This window comes from uncultured Brachyspira sp. (genome assembly GCF_944393015.1).
Lineage (GTDB): Bacteria > Spirochaetota > Brachyspiria > Brachyspirales > Brachyspiraceae > Brachyspira.
Window position 1 is genome coordinate 14,176 of the sequence record NZ_CALXYQ010000032.1, and the last position, 15,959, is coordinate 30,134.

The 15,959-nt window shown below is 27.6% G+C and carries 15 protein-coding genes; 7 read left to right on the forward strand and 8 right to left on the reverse strand.

The window, feature by feature from the left end:
• Positions 1 to 11: 11 nt before the first annotated feature.
• From pnp to Q0K19_RS10680, 6 genes are all read right to left on the reverse strand, one after another.
• The gene (gene pnp / locus Q0K19_RS10655) at positions 12 to 2,150 is read right to left on the reverse strand and encodes a polyribonucleotide nucleotidyltransferase (RefSeq protein ID WP_297247755.1); all 2,139 of its coding nucleotides are present in this window, start codon (positions 2,148 to 2,150) and stop codon (positions 12 to 14) included.
• Positions 2,151 to 2,219: 69 nt separating this feature from the next.
• Positions 2,220 to 2,489, reverse strand: a complete 270-nt coding sequence (gene rpsO / locus Q0K19_RS10660) for a 30S ribosomal protein S15 (RefSeq protein ID WP_008726355.1) — start codon at positions 2,487 to 2,489, stop codon at positions 2,220 to 2,222.
• Positions 2,456 to 3,391 carry a bifunctional riboflavin kinase/FAD synthetase gene (locus Q0K19_RS10665; RefSeq protein ID WP_297247757.1) on the reverse strand — a complete coding sequence of 312 codons (936 nt, stop codon included), beginning with the start codon at positions 3,389 to 3,391 and terminating at the stop codon, positions 2,456 to 2,458. The genes rpsO and Q0K19_RS10665 overlap by 34 nt, the downstream gene beginning before the upstream one ends.
• 23 nt (positions 3,392 to 3,414) lie before the next feature.
• Positions 3,415 to 4,419: a hypothetical protein gene (locus Q0K19_RS10670; protein ID WP_297247759.1), complete on the reverse strand. Its 1,005-nt coding sequence runs from the start codon at positions 4,417 to 4,419 to the stop codon at positions 3,415 to 3,417.
• A 49-nt stretch (positions 4,420 to 4,468) separates the two neighbouring features.
• Positions 4,469 to 4,846 carry an STAS domain-containing protein gene (locus Q0K19_RS10675; RefSeq protein WP_014488546.1) on the reverse strand — a complete coding sequence of 126 codons (378 nt, stop codon included), beginning with the start codon at positions 4,844 to 4,846 and terminating at the stop codon, positions 4,469 to 4,471.
• A 55-nt stretch (positions 4,847 to 4,901) separates the two neighbouring features.
• The gene (locus Q0K19_RS10680; RefSeq protein WP_297247762.1) at positions 4,902 to 5,885 is read right to left on the reverse strand and encodes an aromatic ring-hydroxylating dioxygenase subunit alpha; all 984 of its coding nucleotides are present in this window, start codon (positions 5,883 to 5,885) and stop codon (positions 4,902 to 4,904) included.
• A gap of 240 nt (positions 5,886 to 6,125) precedes the next feature.
• On the opposite strand from Q0K19_RS10680, the gene ychF reads away from it, so the two are divergent.
• Genes ychF through Q0K19_RS10695 form a run of 3 tightly spaced genes read left to right on the forward strand, consistent with a single transcriptional unit; the run spans position 6,126 to position 9,636 of the window.
• Positions 6,126 to 7,226 carry a redox-regulated ATPase YchF gene (ychF, locus tag Q0K19_RS10685; protein ID WP_297247764.1) on the forward strand — a complete coding sequence of 367 codons (1,101 nt, stop codon included), beginning with the start codon at positions 6,126 to 6,128 and terminating at the stop codon, positions 7,224 to 7,226.
• A gap of 60 nt (positions 7,227 to 7,286) precedes the next feature.
• Complete coding sequence (locus Q0K19_RS10690) at positions 7,287 to 8,537, forward strand: chloride channel protein (RefSeq protein WP_297247766.1); 1,251 nt, start codon at positions 7,287 to 7,289, stop codon at positions 8,535 to 8,537.
• Between the two features lie 19 nt (positions 8,538 to 8,556).
• The gene (locus tag Q0K19_RS10695) at positions 8,557 to 9,636 is read left to right on the forward strand and encodes a hypothetical protein (protein WP_297247769.1); all 1,080 of its coding nucleotides are present in this window, start codon (positions 8,557 to 8,559) and stop codon (positions 9,634 to 9,636) included.
• Between the two features lie 731 nt (positions 9,637 to 10,367).
• Here Q0K19_RS10695 and Q0K19_RS10700 read toward each other — a convergent pair.
• Positions 10,368 to 10,868, reverse strand: a complete 501-nt coding sequence (locus Q0K19_RS10700) for a DUF2262 domain-containing protein (RefSeq protein ID WP_014488540.1) — start codon at positions 10,866 to 10,868, stop codon at positions 10,368 to 10,370.
• A gap of 87 nt (positions 10,869 to 10,955) precedes the next feature.
• Positions 10,956 to 11,576 carry an AAA family ATPase gene (locus Q0K19_RS10705; RefSeq protein ID WP_297247772.1) on the reverse strand — a complete coding sequence of 207 codons (621 nt, stop codon included), beginning with the start codon at positions 11,574 to 11,576 and terminating at the stop codon, positions 10,956 to 10,958.
• Positions 11,577 to 11,779: 203 nt separating this feature from the next.
• On the opposite strand from Q0K19_RS10705, the gene Q0K19_RS10710 reads away from it, so the two are divergent.
• The 4 genes from Q0K19_RS10710 to Q0K19_RS10725 all read left to right on the forward strand — a co-directional run bounded on the left by Q0K19_RS10710 (position 11,780) and on the right by Q0K19_RS10725 (position 15,874).
• Complete coding sequence (locus Q0K19_RS10710; protein ID WP_297247774.1) at positions 11,780 to 12,319, forward strand: ferritin family protein; 540 nt, start codon at positions 11,780 to 11,782, stop codon at positions 12,317 to 12,319.
• Between the two features lie 111 nt (positions 12,320 to 12,430).
• Complete coding sequence (rny, locus tag Q0K19_RS10715) at positions 12,431 to 13,960, forward strand: ribonuclease Y (protein ID WP_297247776.1); 1,530 nt, start codon at positions 12,431 to 12,433, stop codon at positions 13,958 to 13,960.
• A 5-nt stretch (positions 13,961 to 13,965) separates the two neighbouring features.
• Complete coding sequence (locus Q0K19_RS10720) at positions 13,966 to 14,781, forward strand: TIGR00282 family metallophosphoesterase (protein ID WP_297247778.1); 816 nt, start codon at positions 13,966 to 13,968, stop codon at positions 14,779 to 14,781.
• A gap of 16 nt (positions 14,782 to 14,797) precedes the next feature.
• Positions 14,798 to 15,874 (forward strand): hypothetical protein, encoded by a 1,077-nt coding sequence (locus Q0K19_RS10725; RefSeq protein WP_297247780.1) that lies wholly within the window; start codon positions 14,798 to 14,800, stop codon positions 15,872 to 15,874.
• Positions 15,875 to 15,959: the final 85 nt, after the last annotated feature.

The window sequence follows — 15,959 nt, forward strand, 5'->3', positions numbered from 1 at the left end:
TAAATTTTTAATTAGAATCTTTTTTTACTATGTTTTTTTTCTTTTTTATTATATTCTTCTTCAACATAATCAGCAGGTTTTTCAAGCAATGCCTTTCTGCTTAAAGAATATTTTCCGCCCTTGATATCTAATATTTTTACTTTCACTTCATCACCGATTTTTAGAACTTCCTCAACATTCATAACATGTTTATAAGCAAGTTCAGATATATGACAAAGACCTTCTACACCAGGAAGTATCTCAACGAAAGCACCGAAATCTTTGATGTCTTTAACTATTCCGTCATAAACTTCGCCAACTTCAGGGTCTTTAACATAAGAGTTGATAAGTTTTATAGTTTTATCTAGAGTAGGAGTGTCAGGAGCAAATATATTAACTACACCGCTGTCTTGTATTTCTACATCGCTTCCAGTTTCTTCTATTATAGCTTTTATATTTTTTCCGCCAGGTCCTATTAATACTCTTATTTTTTCAGGATTAACATCCATAGTTTTGTATTTAGGAGCAAAATCAGAAATCTCTCCTGCATTAGCTATAGTAGCATCTATTTTATCAAGTATAAAATATCTTGCTTTTTTAGCCTGTTCTAATGCTTCTTTTAATATTTGAGCAGAGATTCCTGTAAGTTTAATATCCAATTGGAAAGCAGTAATACCTTTACGAGTTCCTGCCACTTTGAAATCCATATCTCCTAAATGATCTTCTACCCCTTGTATATCTGTAAGTATTTTATAGCCGTCTTTGTATGTAGCAAGTCCCATAGCAATACCTGCAACACTGGCATTAAGAGGAACACCTGCTGAAAGTAATGACATAGTAGAAGCACATATTGTAGCCATTGATGAAGAACCATTACTTTCTAATATTTCAGCAACTACTCTTATAGTGTATGGGAATTTATCTTTTGGAGGAAGTACAGCGTTGAAAGATCTTTCAGCTAAATTTCCATGTCCTATTTCTCTTCTTCCAGGAGCACCATATCTTCCAACTTCTCCCACAGAGAATGGAGGGAAATTATAATGAAGCATGAATGTTTTATTTTCTTTGCCGTATATATCGTCCATTAATTGAGCATCTTTTTCGCTTCCTAATGTAACTATAGATAAACATTGAGTTTGTCCTCTAGTGAAAAGAGCAGAACCATGTACTCTAGGAATAAGGTTTGTCATAGTAGTTATAGGGCGAATTTCATCTAATGCTCTTCCGTCAGGACGCATACCTTTTTCTACTATAGCTTCTCTAACTATTTCTTCTTCTATAGAATGACAAATACCTTTAACTTGAGATATTAATTTCTCATCTTCTACTTGAGTTTTGATATATTCTTCTATTTCGTCAAAAGCATTATCCATACTTTCATTTCTTTTAGTTTTGTCAGGATTATAATTAGCAGCTTCTATTTTTTCTCTGCCGTATTCAGTAACCATTTTTACTAATTCAGCATCAAATTCAAATAATTCCTGTTGTATTTTTTGTGTTCCGCATAGAGCAGCCATTTCGTTTTGCATATCAATATATTTCTGCATTTCTTTATGGGCTAATTCTATTGCTCCGATGAATACCTCTTCAGAAACTTCTTTTGCTTCACCTTCAATCATTAATATAGCATCTTTACTTCCAGCAACTATAATATCTAATTCGCTAGTAGCAAGTTCGCTGTTTTTAGGGTTTATTATATATTCACCATTTTTATATCCTATTCTTACAGCTGCCACTGGTCCGCCGAAAGGTATCCAGGATATTGTAAGTGCTGCAGATGAAGCTATTAAAGCTAAAGCATCAGTAGGCATATCAGTATCTACAGAAAGTACTGTAGGTATTATTTGAACTTCATTTCTAAACCCTTCAGGGAAAAGAGGTCTTAAAGGTCTGTCTATGATACGGGATATAAGTATTTCTTTATCTCTAGGTTTTGCTTCTCTTTTGAAGAAACCGCCAGGAATTTTACCGCCTGCATAATATTTTTCATTATAATTTACTGTTAAAGGGAAAAAGTCAGATTCTAAATTAGGCTCTTTAGCTGCTACAACAGTTGCTAATATAGTTGTATTTCCAAGTCTCAAAGTTACAGAACCATGGGCCTGCTTAGCTAAAAGTCCGGTTTCTAAAATTAACTCCTCTCCACAAAACACGCTTTTGACTGTTACCATATTCTACTCCTTATATTAAGTACAAAACACCGAGAGGGTATTAAAATAAGTAAATTTGATTGAGCAAATTTATTTTCTTAATTTTAATCTTTGTATAAGATTTTTATAAGCTTCTATATCAGTTTTTCTTAAATAGTTAAGAAGTTTTCTTCTTTTAGCAACCATTTTAAGAAGTCCCATTCTTGAGTGATTATCTTTAGTATGAGTTTGGAAATGACCTTTTAAATAAGTTATACGGTTAGTTAAAAGTGCTACTTGTACTTCTGTAGAGCCTGTATCCTTTTCATTCTTACCAAATTCTTTGATTATTTTTGCTTTTTCGTCTGCTGTGATAGACATTGTTTTGTTCTCCTTTTGAAATATTTTCTTATCTTTTTTTCATCATTTTCTAATAATTTTTTTACTTCGTCTATAGAGTTAACTTTTATATTATCTCTAATATATTTGAGTAATACAACAGTTATTTTTTTGCCGTATATCATCTTAGAAAAATCTAATATATGGCTTTCTACTCTTAGTTCTTTATTGATATTACTAATACCTATAAAAGTAAGAGCTTTATATATAGTATCAGAATTACCTATTTTTACTGTAGAGCTATATACACCCATTTTAGGTATAAAAATATTTTTAGGTATTTCTAAATTGGCAGTAGGGTAACCTATTTTTCTTCCTAAAGCATTTCCATGAACCACCAATCCGCTCATAGAATATTCTCTTCCTAGCATTTTATTAACGCTAACCATATCACCATTTGAAAGAGCTTCTCTTATATTGGAGCTTGATATTTTATCTTTTTTATATTTCAAAAAATTTATAAAACTAACTCCTATACCGCATTCTTTGGAATATTTCTTTAAAAATTCACTGTCTCCCATTCTGTCTTTACCGAATGCGAAATCAGCTCCTACAGCAATATGCTTCATACGATAATACTCTATGAGTTTGTCAAAGAACTCTTTAGCTTCCATTGTATAAAATTCTGGTAAAAAGTCAATAACAATTATATAATTAATACCCATAGACTTTATCAAAGTATTATTATCTTCAGTATTATATATTGATACATTTTTCTTTTTGATAACTATTGCTATTGATATAAGATTATTTTTATTGGCATAATCAACAGTGTATTTAATTAATTTTTGATGTCCTCTATGTACGCTGTCAAATTTTCCTATTGTTATTATACTATCTTTTTTTATAGGGAGTTTACAAAAATCATATATAATTCGATTCATTTTAGTGTTCTTTATCCGTTTCTTTAATTATTAATAGTTTTTTTATCGTTATTGATGATTTTTTTCAAGGCTAGCGATATTATTATAGTGATTAATGATCCTATAAACATATATAAATTCATAGTCCAATAATTTACATTTCTTACTATTACTTCTAATAGATTGTATTGTTCTATAGATACAGCGAATATTATTTTTATAATACCATATAATAAAAGTGCATTAAGTATGTTATGATATATATATTGTCTTGAATTCAAAGATAATCCCAACATATAAAAAGCAAACATCATAAGCCATAAATTAATAAATAATAAAACTATGGCATAAATAGGCATTTCAGTTAAAGTAATTATTTTTAAAAGGGCTACTATTATAGGGAATACTTCAAATCCGAAAATTATATCAGCTGTAAAACTTGATAAATAATTGCTTATAGCATTTCTATTAAATATGCTTGAAGTTTTTTCTACAACAGAAGTTCCGTTAATTTCTTTTACTTCATGCAGAGATATTTCTTTATCTGTAATGTATATATAGTCCCCAATGTATAATTTACCCATAACGGTAGGATCTACTAATATTACATTTTTATATGTATTATCTAATAATTTGTATCCAACCTTTATTAGATAATTATCAACTCTTGTAAAATATCTTCCTGTATCATCTATGAATAATGAAGTTTTATCATTAAGTTCATTTCTAAGATAATCTATATTTTTATCGAATGCTACTGTATAAGCTGGATATAATGTTATAAAGAAAGCAAGAATACCTATTACTATGATAGTAGGTAAACCGCCTGAAAATTTATTTAATGCTCCTATTATTACTACAGATGAAATACTAGCAACTATAACAATAGCTAGGAAATAATGTTCCATTAAATTTTTTACTAAATCTATATTCATATTTTGATATATATTATTTGTGTCCATAACTTTAAATAGATAAATACCAAAATATATTATAAAGAACACTAAAAAGAAAAGTGTAAGAGTAATGAAATTTTTAATAATTTTCATGATTATATATTATATCTATAGAAAGAAAAATTCAAGTATAAAAATAAATTTAAGCCGATTTAATGTCATTTAATATGCCAAAATTATAAAAAGCATTATTTATATCGTTAAAAGATTCTAAATAATTTGATAATTCCATAGTATTATAATCGTTTTTAACAACACCATACATATTTGCTAAAACTAAATCGCCTTTTTTATGTAATAATTCTTTTTTTAATTCTACAAGATATTCCCATATTTCTTTTTCTATAAAAAGACAATCGGATAAATCTAATATGATATTATTTATATTTTTTGTGATAAACTCTGAGAATAAATCTTTTACTTGAGGAAGATGTTCATCATATATATTATTGTATAAAGATATAATGATAACAGAATCATCTTTTAAATAATAGCTGCTTTCAAATGAAATACCTATCATAAGGTTACTTTAACAAATTTTTAATTTTTAGTCAATGAATTTTTTTAATTTTATTTCAATCGTTTAATTTTTTTAATTTATCTCTAGTGCTTCTATATATTATTATAGGTTTGTCGCCTGGTATTAGTTTTTCTTCTTTCATACCTAAATATGATTCTTTACTGCTTTGTGTTTTTACTACATTCTTATCCTGTTTTAATACAACATCCGAATATTTTTTTCCTATAAGGTTTACTATATTTTTTATAAAAGGAATATTTACTATTTTCTGATAGAATCTCATATATATAACTGTATTTTCATCATCAACAGGAGCGAATACTCCAAATACACGCATCTTTTCAAATATGTAATTCTGCCAAGTATTTGGAAAATAAAAATATAAAAAGTATTTAAAATCTTCTTTTTTCATTTCAGATTCTCTTAATGCTTTTTGTCCGCTGTCAATTACATTATTTACATAAAATTTTAATATATTATTATCTTCATCTAACTCTACTAAAGGACCATTAACTACAGTTTTATTTCCTCTGCCTATAGTATTATAATGAACAAAAGCAATATGAACTACATCAAGCTGATTTTCTATGCATCTTGTATAATGATTATGCCATTCATCTTTTATGGTAGAGTAGGAGAATTTTTTATCTTTTAAATCATCTGGAAACATTATTCTATCATTGATTTTATCTTTATCTCCATACCATAGCCATATAAATCCGTATAATTCTCTAACTTCATAACCTTTTACAAAGAAATTTTTATTAACTTCAGTATTTTTTCCATTAGCAGGAATCATTACTGTTTTTCCTGTTTTATCAAATTTAAATCCATGAAATGGGCATGCTATATTATTACCGCATATTTTTCCATGAGATAATGAAGCTCCTCTATGACAGCATTTATCATCTATACAGCATATATTATTGTTTGAATCTCTCCAAAATACCAGATTTTTATTTAATCTTTTAGCAAAAAGAGGTTTGTTTCTTTTTACTTCTTTGGAATCTAGTACAGCATACCACATATTATATATCATAGTTATATCCTCGATTTTTTATACTATTAATTATATATTGTTATTTTAATAAATAAACATTTTATAAGATGATTTTTTTTATAAGTTGTATAAGTACATATAAGGTTAAAACAATATAAATTCAAATATTTTTTATTATTCACTTTAATATACTTGTTATTAATATTTTTTAATATATAATATTACCGAAAATAATTCATTTTTTCAATTTAATGTTAAATACAAATTAAGGAAATAAATATGGCTTTATCTATAGGAATAGTAGGACTTCCAAATGTAGGAAAATCTACACTTTTTAATGCTTTAACTAATGCTCATGCTGAGGCGGCTAATTATCCGTTTTGTACTATAGATAAAAATGAAGCCACTGCTATAATAAAAGATGAAAGAGTTGATAAATTAGCAGCACTTTTCAAATCAAAAAAGAAAGTTTATAATACAACTACGTTTGTAGATATTGCCGGACTTGTAAAAGGTGCTTCAAAAGGTGAGGGACTTGGTAATAAATTCCTTTCTCATATTAGAGAAGTTAATGCAGTTTTACATGTAGTAAGAGTATTTGAAGATGGAAATATTACTCATATTGGAGAAGTTGATCCTTTAAGAGATTTAGATATTATTTTAACAGAGCTTATGCTTGCAGATATTGAAACTATTAATGCAAGAATGGAAAAGCAGAAAAAAGCAGCAAAAGGTGCTAAGGGAAAAGCTGCTGAAGAAGAAGTGGCTTTGCTTGAAAAAATACTTCCTGAATTAAATAATTTCAAGCCGGTATTTAGTCTTGATTTAACAGATACAGAAAAGGAAATATTAAGACCTTTATTCTTATTAACAGCAAAAAGTATGATGATAGGTGCTAACTTATCAGAAAATGAACTTGCTAATCCAGAAAAAAATTCTAATTATGTAACATTACAAAAATATGCAAATGAAAGAAACATTGAATTAATACCTTTTAGTGCCAAAATAGAAGCAGATTTACAGGATTTAGATGAAGAAGAAAGATTAAGCTATTTAGAAGATTTGGGAGTAAAAGAATCAGGAGTGGCAAGACTTACAAAAGCAGGACATAGATTATTAAAACTTTTAACATTCCTAACTTCAGGAGAAGATGAAACAAGGGCTTGGACAGTTAGAGAAGGTGCTTATGCTCCAGAGGCTGCCGGAGTTATACATAGCGATTTTGAAAGAGGGTTCATCAGTGCTGAAGTTATAAACTGCGATAAACTTTTAGAGCTTGGAAGTTTTGTTAAAGCTAAAGAGGCTGGTGCCATAAGACTTGAGGGTAAACAATATCTTATGCAGGAAGGCGATGTTGTAACATTCAGATTTAATGTATGATTTATATATTTATTAATAACCCATAAAATAATAAAAAAACATTGATTAGAAAACTAAATTATGAAGATAAATTTTGAAATTAAATATATAAAGCTTTTTACATTATCTGCTTGTATAGGGGCAGTAGTTGGGTTTATAGTTTCTATATATAGGATTATATTATATAAATTAAGCGTTAATGTCTTTTATGTATCAAACTTTATATTTGCCAAATGGTATTATCCTATTTTGCTTTTTATATTTCTTATAGCTATGGGTTGTTTAATAGGTTATATACTTATACATTATCCGCAAATAAGAGGGGCAGGAGTTCCTCAAATAAAATATTATATATCTTTGCATGAACCTAAAAATATATTTTTGGAAATTTTATTTAAACTTTTCGGAAGTATGATTTCATTTGCAAGCGGTATTTCTTTAGGAAGGGCAGGTCCTTCAATGCATGTCGGTATGCTTGTAGGATTATTTTTCCATAAATATTTTTCAAAACTAGCAAAATACAGAAGATATTTACTTGTTTCCGGTGCTTGTGCCGGAATGACAGCCACTTTCAGTGCACCTTTTACTGGTATTGCATTTTCTTTTGAAGAACTTGGAGAGCATAAGAATCATATAGTTTTTGTATGTATAGTTTTTTCTTCTATAGCTTCAATACTTGTAATTGAGCATATTGTAGGGCAGGGATTCATACTTAATTTTAATCTGCCTAAAATACTTGAGGTAAGACATTATATATCTTTACTTCCTTTTGGTATAATATGCGGCATACTTGCTTCTATGTTAAATTATCTTATGAATTTCTTTTCTAAGATGTATCAGAAGATTAATAATGATATAATTCGTCCTATGCCTGCATTCTTGCTTGCTGGTTTAATGATAATGTTTTTCCCTTATGTACTTGGAAGCGGTGATTTGCTTATAGGAAGTATAGTAAAAGATAAGTTTTCTGTATCTATGCTTTTTATATTAATATTTATGAAATTATTTTATACTTCTGTATGTGCTACTTCCGGAGCAGTTGGAGGAATATTCTTTCCTACATTTATATTAGGTGCTTCAATAGGTTCTTTATATGATATATTTTTAGTTAAATATTTTCCGGATTATGCAGTATATGGAGATTTATTTATACTTCTTGGAATAACTTCATTAATGTCTGGAATTACAAGAACGCCTATAATGGTATGTATATTAATACTTGAAATATCAAACTCCATTTCTAATTTCTCGGCTCTGGTTATAGTAGCTATTATATCGTATATGGTTGCTAAGGTATTGGGAGTAACTTCTATATACGATCATAATGATTAATAAGTGATTTTTATATATTATGGAACTTTATCAAGAATTATTTAATGACTATTTAAAAGAATATTATAAGACTCTTGAAGAATTATTGAATTGTTTAGAAAATAATGATAAAGAAAAATTTCAAATAAATATTGAACCATTTATATATAAAGAAGATAATGAGGCAGAATATATAAAAGATAAAAATTATATTGAAAGATTAAAATTAATTTTATCTATACTTTATCATAAAAATAGAAACAAATTAATGAGTAAAAAATCATTTGAAGATTTGCTTGTTTTTTTATTTGAAGAAGAGATAAAAGACAGACAAACTAATTCTTATCAGGGAATAGGTACTTCTTTGGAAATTATGAGTTTTTTATTTGTTAAACTTTATAATGATGATATAAATAAATTACTTTCTAAATATAAAGATTTATTTGATAAAGCAAAAAATGCAAACTTTGATTGTAATTGCGGTTATGGTGTTGATGATTATGATTATTATAATGAAAGATTAGATGAATTAAGTATAGATGCAGTAATATCTTACTTTATAGATATTGATGATTTACAATTATGTTCAAAATTTATTGATATATGGAAAGAAACAGTAAAAGAATGGGATAAAAAGAATTTAGATAAATTAAAATATTATGAGTCACTTATAGAAGATAAAGAATCTTTACTGGAAACTACTAAAAAACTTTTTGAAATTGCTGTTAAAGAAAATGAGAGTAATTGGGATATAGTTTCTGCTTTAAATAATTATCTTAAATCTTTAATTGAGAATAAAAAATATGATTATGCTTGGCAATTAATATCAAAATATATGAATAATATAAAAAATATTCAAGATGATAAATTTTATAATATTAATTTAGGCAGATATATAATAGAAAGAGCGGCTGATATAATGATTAATATTAATAATGAAAAATTAGAAAAAGAAATATGGTCTTTCATTAGTGAACCTTTTACAGAAGAACATCATTCTTTTTATTTGAAATTATACGAAAAAGTATTATTATGCTGCGATATTGTAAGAGGTGAAAAATTAAAAAATAAAATATCAGAAGAGTATCAAAAAGAGCTAAAAAAATTGAAGCTATATTAGAATATACCTAAACAACTATATTTTGTCAAATTTGGATTATTTATGAATGTAATTTTTATTTATTAATAGCATAAAATATTATTAAGTTTTGTTTGAAATGTGAAGTAAAACCAAGATTTGTGTCAAAATGCAGTCCTTTTGCTTCTTTGGGTCACCACCGAGTAGGTGACTAATCGGCAAAAGAAGTAGGGGGTCGGGGACTAGTTCCCGAAAATAATAACAATATAAAAACTAATTTTGACAAACTTAAAAATTTTCAGTATATACTAATTATAATAAAAAAATAATTTTGTAAAAAATATGTTTTGAAATTTATTTGTGTTAAAAAAACAATATAATAATGGTTAAATAGTATAATAATTTATTTAATGCATTCATTGATAATTCTATAGGTACGTCCATACGTTTTGCAGTTTCTTCTATAGTCATGCCGCTGTCCATACAGTTTTCATATTTTTACCAATTTCAATAATATGTTTGTCCGGATTATAAAATAGAATAACTCTCTGTATCAAAGAATGCTTTTATAAAATTCTACTGATTTATTGATATCAGTAACTATGATCATAGTATTTTTTTATTTCATTTTATTTATTTTATCAATTTATAATTTTTATATGAAACTGTATTATTATAGATTAAATATTTTAGATTTAAAATATATATTGTTAGAATGATTTTTTAACATGATAAATAATAATATATATTTATCTGTTGTATTTTATAGAATATTATCCGGCAATATCTCCATATTCTATATTTCTTTCACCATCAATATAAACTATTAATGAATGATGCTTGAAATAATCAGGTTCAAATAATATATGTAATGTAGTATCCGGTCTTGTTTCATCTTCATCAAAATCTATTAATATAGTGTCTATATATATAGCATTAAAAAAATCTTCTTCTTTTATAGGTATTGTTATTAATTCTCCGGATTGATTTTTATATGTATTTTCATCTACTTCTTCGCAAGTTGTTACCCATTCTTCTGCCAATTCTAAACATTGTTTTTCTATAAGAAAGTCAGTAACATTTTTTTTATGCTCATCAATCCATTTCAATATTTCGTTTATTTTATCTATATATTTCATAAGCATTTCAGATTTATTTGCTTCTTCACCAAAATCTATTAATAATGATATTTTTTCATCATTCCATAAATCGCAATCAGATTCATAAGAAAAGTAATCATTCTCATAAAAATCTTTTATAATCTTGTCCTTCATAATCTCCTCTTATTATATCATTTTGTATAAATCTTTATCTTTAAATATAGTAATATATTATCAATTTTCAAGTATTTATATTCTTTTTTACATTCTTTTTTTGGCAGCATCTATTATTATATTGCATACATTTTCTTCGTTAAAATATCCGCTGTCTATGGTAAGATTATAATTGATCATATCTCCCCATTCCATACCAGTGTAGTATTTGTAGTAATTAGACCTATATTTATCAGTATTTATTAATTGAGTTTCTGCATCCTCTATTTTTACACCGTATTCTTTTGTAATTCTTTCTATTCTATCTTTATTAGGGGCATGTACAAACACATTAAAGCATTTATGTTTTGTATTTTTTAGTATAAAATTAGCACATCTTCCTATTATTACACAGTTTCCTTTATTAGCTATGTCTTTTATAACTTCACTTTGTATTTCAAACATTTTATCCAAAGTAGAATATTTTATTTGTCCTGAAAAAGGGCTTGAAAAATGTTCTTTATGAAATGCACTGAAAAAAAGATTGTCATTAGTGAATTTTTCTTCAACATTTTCTAGGTATTGTTTATTAATGCCTGTTCTTTTAGCCACTATTTCAACAAATTCTTTATCGTAAAAGTTTATATTTAACTTGTTTGCTATTAATTTTCCTATATTTCTGCCGCCGCTTCCATATTGTCTGCTTATAGTTATAATAATGTTATCCATATTCTCGCCGTTTTTTTAAATAATAGTTTTTTATTATAATATAAAAAAAATTTAAATCTATATTAATGTGCATTAATTTTTTTTCTATTTTTTAAAAAATGGTTTGATTTTTTTTAAACTAATTGATATCATGTACCTGGGAATATTATAATAAAAACAATTATTCTTTTTAAATATAAATACATAATTTGGAGGAAATAAATATGGCTGCTAAAACATTAGAAGAAGTTTTATATCAAATATTTCAAGGCGAATCAAACGCTGCAAATAGATATAGTTCATTTGGTAAAGCATCTAGCAATAAAGCTATTCAAAAAGTTTTTTCAACAACATCATTGGCAGAGAAAATTCATGCCGAAAAAATGAGAAAATTAGCATTGAGAAGCGGATTAGATATGAGTAAATTCGTTCCTCAGCTTAATCCTGTAGAACCTGCAAGTGATAAAGAAAATCTAGAAGCAGGTATCAAAGGTGAGGTTTATGAATCTACTATACTTTATCCTCAATTGGCACAGGTTGCTATAGAGCAGAAAAATAAATTAGCTAGTGATACAGTAAATTCATTAGGTAAAGTTGAAACAGAACATGCTAAACTTTTCCAAGATATTATAGATAATTTCTTGAATAAAGATGGAGATGTAACTTTCTATCTTTGTCCTAGCTGCGGCAATATATATAGAGATAAAGCACCTGAAACTTGTGAAACTTGCGGCGGTTCAGGCAAGATGTTCCAAAAATATTAATAACAGCATTCTTTTTGTTATTTTTATAATTAATATATTATTGACTTTATAATAAATTTATGTTAAATAATATAACATTGTAAAAAATAATTTAAAATAAAGAGGTGAAATATGAATCCAGTAATAATTATCACCTCTGTTGTAGTTGCGTTTGTTTTTGGATATACAACCCGTTTTATTATAGCTAAAATCAAGCTTAATTCTACGGAAATAATAACACATAAATTGCTCCAAAGTGCAAGAGAGCAAGCAGAAAATGAGAGAAAGACTATACTTTCTGAAGCTAATTCTGAAATACAGAAAGAACGTAATAGATTAGAAAGCGAAAATCGAGATAGAAAAGCTGAAATTCAGAAATTAGAAAATAGAGTGCTACAACGAGAGGCTAATATTGATAAAAAGTCTCAATATTTGGAAAATAAAGAGCATAATATTGAGAATAAAATGAAAAAAATAAAAGAACAGGAGGATAAATTAACTTCTGTTATACAAGAGGCTGAAAAAGAACTCGAGAGAATAGCAGGATTTACTAGAGAAGAAGCTAAAGCAGATTTGATTAGAAGTATAGAAGAAGATGCCAAAAAATCCGCTACTAAAATAGTTGATAATATAGAAAAAAATGCTATAGAAACAGGAGAGAAAAAGGCTAGGGAAATAATAGTACAAACTATACAAAGACTTTCTAGTGAAGTGGCTCAGGAAACTTCTGTAACATCCGTATCTTTGCCTAGTGAAGAAATGAAAGGCAGAATCATAGGTAGAGAGGGAAGAAATATCAGAATGCTTGAGACGCTTACTGGTGTTGATATTATTATAGATGATACTCCTGAAGCCGTTGTAATATCTTGTTTTGATCCTGTAAGAAAACATATAGCTAAAGTTTCATTAGAAAAGCTTATCTTAGACGGAAGAATTCACCCTGCCAGAATAGAAGAAGTTGTTGAGAGAACTAAAAGAGAAGTTGAAGATTCTATTATGGAAGCAGGCGAGAATGCTATTGTGGATTTAAATCTTACTACTATGCATCATGAATTAATCAGGCATATGGGCAGACTTCAATATAGAACAAGTTATGGACAAAATATGCTTTTCCATAGTAAAGAAGTTGCTAATATTGCTGCTATGATAGCCGCTGAAATAGGTGCTAATGTGGAAATGGCCAAAAGAAGTGCATTTTTGCATGATATAGGAAAGGCTATAGAAACAGAAGGCGAGGGTTCTCATGCTATGAGCGGTGCCGATTTAGCTAAGAGATGCGGAGAAAAAGAAGAAGTAGTTAATGCTATAAGAGCACATCATAATGATGTTGATACTCAAAGTGTTGAGGCTGTAATAGTAAAGGCTGCCGATGCTATTAGTGCGGCAAGACCTGGTGCAAGAAGAGAATCTTTTGAAAGTTACATTAAACGTTTAGATAATTTAGAAAAGATTGCTGATAGTATAGAGGGTGTTGAAAAATCATTTGCTATACAGGCAGGCCGTGAACTTAGAGTTATGGCTAAAAGCGATATGGTAGATGATATTCAAGCTAAGCAAATAGCAAGAGATATTGCTAAGAGAATAGAAGATGAATTGAAATACCCAGGTATAATTAGAGTTACTGTTATTAGAGAAACTAGAGCAGTTGAAGTTGCAAGGTAAATAAAATGTCTGTGAAGAATATATTATGTCTTGGTGATATTATAGGTGTTACAGGACGTTATGCTATTAGAAGGCATTTAGAAGAAATAAAATTAGAGAACAATATAGATTTTATAATAGCAAATGGTGAAAATGCTGCCAATGGAATAGGCATTACTAGAGATACAGCAGCAGAGCTTTTTAATTCCGGTATAGATGTACTTACTTCTGGTAATCATATTTGGAATAATAGAGATGTCTTTGCTTTGATAGGCAATGAGCATCGTCTGCTTCGTCCTTATAATTATCCTAGTGATGCCCCAGGACTTGGCTATTATATATACGATATGTTAGATTGTAAGATTGGTGTAATTAATCTTATGGGAAGGACTTTTATGGATACATTGGATTGTCCTTTCAAAAAAGCCAATCTTGCAATTAAACATATAAAAGAAAAAACTAATGTCATATTTATAGATTTTCATGCAGAAGCTACGGCAGAAAAAATAGCTTTTTCATATTATCTTGAAGGGCAGGTTTCCTGTATATTTGGTACTCATACTCATGTTCAGACTGCTGATGAGAAGATATTGTCATCGTATACAGCTTATATATCAGATTTGGGCATGTGCGGAAGCTATAATTCCGTTATAGGAATGAAAAAAGAACCTGCTATAGCCAGATTTGTTACTAAAATGCCTCATAGATTTGAAGTGGAAACTACCAGTCCTATGATTAACGGTATTATAGTTCAAATTGACACTGTAACTGGTAAGGCACTTTCTATTAAAAGAATTAATTTAGTTTATCATAACGATATTGTAGAAAGACAAGAAAAATAGATTAGAGAGAATTCTTATGGAAGAGAATGAGAATAGTCCAAAAATTTTTATTAGACATTTTTTTATTTTTTATATAAAAGTTGCTGTTATCCATACTTTAACTTATATAGTTTTTGGAATTTTATTCTCTAATATGTTTGATTACACCTCTGTATATAGTAATGATATAATTACTAATTTTATGAGAGGTTTTGAATCTCCTCTTACTGTTATAGGACCGTTTTTACAGCCTATAAGAGCAATATTCATATCCATTGCATTATTCCCGCTTAGAAAAATTATAGCTACAAAATTCGGTTGGTTTATACTATGGCTTGTATTTGCATGTATAGGTATCATCGCAGCTCCTTCATCAGCACCTAGTTCTATAGAAGGCTTGATATATACTCAGCTTCCTCTTGAATTTCATTTGGTTAATTTGCCGGAACTTCTTATTCAAACTTTTAGTTTCTCTATAATACTTTGGGTTGTTGAAATGCTTCCCCATACTGAAAAAGAATTTTCAAACAGGGTATTTTTACTTAAATTGTTATTTGCTATAATATATACAATGATAGGAATATTTTTAACTTCTATATGCGGAATTATTATAATGAATTTCTTAGAATTAGATTATAATAATGCCAAATTAGATAGAGGAACTGTTTCATATTTATCTACAATATCTATATTAACAATCATTATATCATATTCATTTGCAGATAAAGTTTATAAAAACAAATTATGGCTTTTGCTTACTATTCCATTAATATTGTTATTGTATATACTTTTCCCTTATGGATATAATTATTTATTTAAAACAATATACAATAATAATATGTCATTAATTCCTTACAGTTTATCTGCTGTTTTAATGTCTATTATATATTATGTACTTTTTGTTATTATTTATGGAAAACTAAAAAATATAAATAAAAAATCTGATATTATAGAAGCTGATATAATAGAAACAAAAGATGCAGAAACAACAGATGAAAATAATGATAGAGATAATTTAAAAGTTATAGAAATAAATCCTGAAGATAATAAAGAAGATGAAAAAAAGGATAATATAAAATATATAGAAATAAATCCTGATGACAATAATAAATAATCTTCTTATTATTGCTATCGATAAACTCGCTGAAATATAGATGATAACTAAAGTTATCATCTGCTCGTTTATCTCTGGTTATTGC